Here is a 3,141-nt window from a genome sequence, read left to right as displayed (position 1 = left end):
GCCGACGGCGGCACCCATGCCGCGCTCGCTCATGCCATGCGGACAGCCGAAGTTGAGCTCGATCCCGTCACAGCCCGTCTCTTCGACACGCGGCAGGATGGCCTTCCAGCTATCCTCCGTACATGGAACCATGATGGAGACAATCATGGCGCGGTCCGGCCACTCGCGCTTTACCTTCTTGATTTCCTGGAGGTTCACCTCCAGTGGCCGGTCAGTGATAAGCTCGATGTTATTGAGACCGAGGAGGCGCCTGTCTGCCCCGTGGATGGCGCCATAGCGCGGGCCATTGACGTTGACGATGGGAGGTCCCTCCTCGCCCAGCGTCTTCCACACCACGCCACCCCAGCCCGCCTTGAAGGCGCGAACGACGTTGTATTCCTTGTCGGTGGGCGGCGCGGATGCCAGCCAGAACGGGTTGGGAGACTTGATTCCGATGAAGTTGGAGCGAAGGTCAGCCATGACTCTTCTCCTTATGACTTAAGGAACTGGTGAATGGATTCAGCCGCGCTACGGCCATCATCGACGGATGCGACGGTGAGGTCGAGCCCGCCAGCCACACAGTCGCCACCGGCCCAAATGCCGGGAACGCTGGTCCGCTTCAGGCTGTCGACCTTGATACGCCCGCCGTCCAGTTCGAGCTTGCCGCCAAGCACGTCGACATAGCTCTGGCCGATGGCCTTGAAGATCATATCGGCCGGAATGTCAAAACGCTCGCCGGTGCCGGAGAGCTTGCCCGCAACCTCATGCGTGTATTCGCAGGTCAGGCCAACGGCCTTGCCGTTCTCGGCGATCACCGCCTTGGGCATCACCCAATGCTTGATCTTCACACCCTTGGTCTGCGCCAGATGCTGCTCATATTCGGAGGCCTTCATCTGTTCGCGTCCGCGGCGGTAGAGGATGGTCACATCCTCGGCACCCAGCAGTTTCGACTGCACGGCGACGTCGATCGCCGTCATGCCGCCGCCGATCACCACGACGCGGCGGCCCACGGGCAGGCCAGAGAGATCCGTGGCCTGGCGCAGCTCGGCGATATAGTCGATGGCGTCCGCGACACCCTCAACATCGTCATTGGCCGCCCCCAAAGCATTGACACCCTGAAGCCCGATGCCGAGGAAGACCGCGTCATACTCCTTCTGCAGTGAGGCGATCTCCAGCCCCTTGCCCAGCGCCTTGCCGTTGACGACCGTGATACCGCCGATGCCCAGGATGTAGTCCACTTCCTTCTGCGCGAAGTCGTGCGTAGCCTTGTAGCTGGCGATGCCATATTCATTGAGGCCGCCGGACTTTTCCCTCGCCTCGAACACCGTCACCTCATGGCCATGCATGGCGAGGCGATGCGCGCAGGAAAGCCCCGCGGGGCCTGCACCCACCACGGCCACGGTCTTGCCGGTGGGGTTGGCACGGGTATAGGGGTGACCGGCCTCCGCCATGATTGCGTCGGTGGCATAGCGCTGCAGAAGCCCGATTTTCACGGGCTTTCCCTCCGCCTCCTCGCGCACGCAGGCTTCCTCGCACAGCGTCTCGGTGGGGCAGACACGGGCGCACATGCCGCCGAAGATATTCTGGTCGAAGATGGTCTTGGCAGCACTTGTGGGGTGGCCCGCCTGAATCTGCCGGATGAACATCGGAATATCGATCGAGGTCGGACACGCCTTCATGCAGGGCGCGTCATAGCAGAAATAGCACCGGTCCGACTCGACCAGCGCCTCATGAGCATCGAGCGGCGGGTGAATATCGCCGAAATTGGCCGCATAGTCCTGAACGCCGAGACGCCTGCCCGAGATATCGGGCTTCACATCCGCCATGATCGCTTCCTCCGAACCCTGAAATTTGTTGTTTTGGGGAGGATGACAGGATTTGTTCAGATGGTCAAATTTTTCGATACAAGGCCGCTGCTTCCATCTTGACCCGATCTCATGGCTTTCCCCAAGATCGGAATCTGGAGGCGCCCATGGATGATACCGGCAATCTCGAACTGGAAGAATTTCTCCTGAAGCAGCTGGACGCCGGTAACGACGTCATGCTCTTTGATGAGCTGAGCGGCTTCCTCACCGCCTTGGCCATATGCCCGGTTCAGATCCCCACCGAAACATGGATGAGCCACATCTGGAGTCCCAAGGGCGACCCCGCAAGCACGCCTGCCTTTCAGGACGACGCCGAAGCAGACCGCGTTGCCGGGCTCATTCTCGACTATCAAGGCTGGATCATCTCCTCATTGGACGGGAATCGCGAAGACCATCCGCAATTCGAGATTGATGAGATCACGGGTGACGTCATCTGGGAGAGCTGGATCGAGGGTTTCTCTTGCGGCATGCATCTGGCGCATCCGTTTTGGCTGTCTGCCTATGAGTATGGCGACGAGCAAGTGCGTTACGCCGTTGGAACCATGATCAACCTTCATGGGATTGCACATGACGCCAGCAATCTGCCGGAAAAGACACGGGAGTCCGCAGCTGCACTTGCGCCCGAGCTGATCACGGCCTTCGTGCCCTTGTTGTACCAGTATGGCCGAAGCACTGAGGCTCAAGAACTTCCGGCCGCCACGATGCTCAAGAAGGTAGGGCGCAATGAACCGTGCCCGTGTGGATCCGGAAAGAAATACAAAAAATGCCATGGCGCATAGCAGCCGCCATTCGTTCTCTCCCGCTGAAGGGACAGGAGAAGACGTAAGGACCCCCAAACACACGTAAAAACCCCCGTTCTGACATTTCTGTCTGAGCGGGGGTTTTGAGTGATTGTTGATTGTGGCTGAAGGGTATGATTTCTGTTCTTTGCAGGCCTGGCGGCGACCTACTCTTCCGCGTCTTAGGACGAAGTACCATTGGCGCTGGGGCGATTTACGGCCGAGTTCGAGATGGGATCGGGTATGGACGCCCCGCCAGAGCCACCAGGCCGGCGAAGAACAGAGGGTTGTTTCGAGCACATATGTTTTTGCTTGGCGCGAATGGGGCAAGCCCCAAGTGCGCTGTCTTTTTTGGATCTGATGTCCTTGATGGACATTGATAATGAGAGCGATCAAGCCGATCGAACGATTAGTACCAGTAAGCTACGCGCATTGCTGCGTTTCCACACCTGGCCTATCAACGTGGTCGTCTTCCACGGTTCTCAAGGGAGAACTTGTTTTGAGGTGGGTTTCCCGCT

3 protein-coding genes and 2 rRNA genes are annotated in these 3,141 nt (G+C 59.2%); 1 reads left to right on the top strand and 4 read right to left on the bottom strand.

All coding sequences use genetic code 11. The features are described 5' to 3' along the window. On the bottom strand, positions 1-459 hold a 459-nt coding region (locus ACILRA_RS21460; RefSeq protein ID WP_395664076.1), incomplete at its 3' end, for a tRNA-dihydrouridine synthase. An 11-nt stretch (positions 460-470) separates the two neighbouring features. Next, a complete protein-coding gene (locus ACILRA_RS21455; RefSeq protein ID WP_395664075.1) occupies positions 471-1,805 on the bottom strand; it encodes an NAD(P)-dependent oxidoreductase in 1,335 nt (444 codons plus the stop codon). 146 nt (positions 1,806-1,951) lie between these two features. Between ACILRA_RS21455 and ACILRA_RS21450 the strand changes: the two genes are divergently transcribed. Then, positions 1,952-2,623, top strand: a complete 672-nt coding sequence (locus ACILRA_RS21450; RefSeq protein WP_395664074.1) for a UPF0149 family protein — start codon at positions 1,952-1,954, stop codon at positions 2,621-2,623. Positions 2,624-2,777: 154 nt separating this feature from the next. Here the strand turns inward: ACILRA_RS21450 and rrf are convergent. Next, a 5S ribosomal RNA gene (rrf, locus tag ACILRA_RS21445) occupies positions 2,778-2,892 on the bottom strand. A 119-nt stretch (positions 2,893-3,011) separates the two neighbouring features. Then, a 23S ribosomal RNA gene (locus tag ACILRA_RS21440) occupies positions 3,012-3,141 on the bottom strand; the annotation flags it as partial.

The organism is Aestuariivirga sp. (assembly GCF_044239095.1).
Taxonomy (GTDB): domain Bacteria; phylum Pseudomonadota; class Alphaproteobacteria; order Rhizobiales; family Aestuariivirgaceae; genus Aestuariivirga.
Note: the sequence above shows the minus strand (reverse complement) of the source record. Positions and strands in the feature narration are given on the sequence as shown.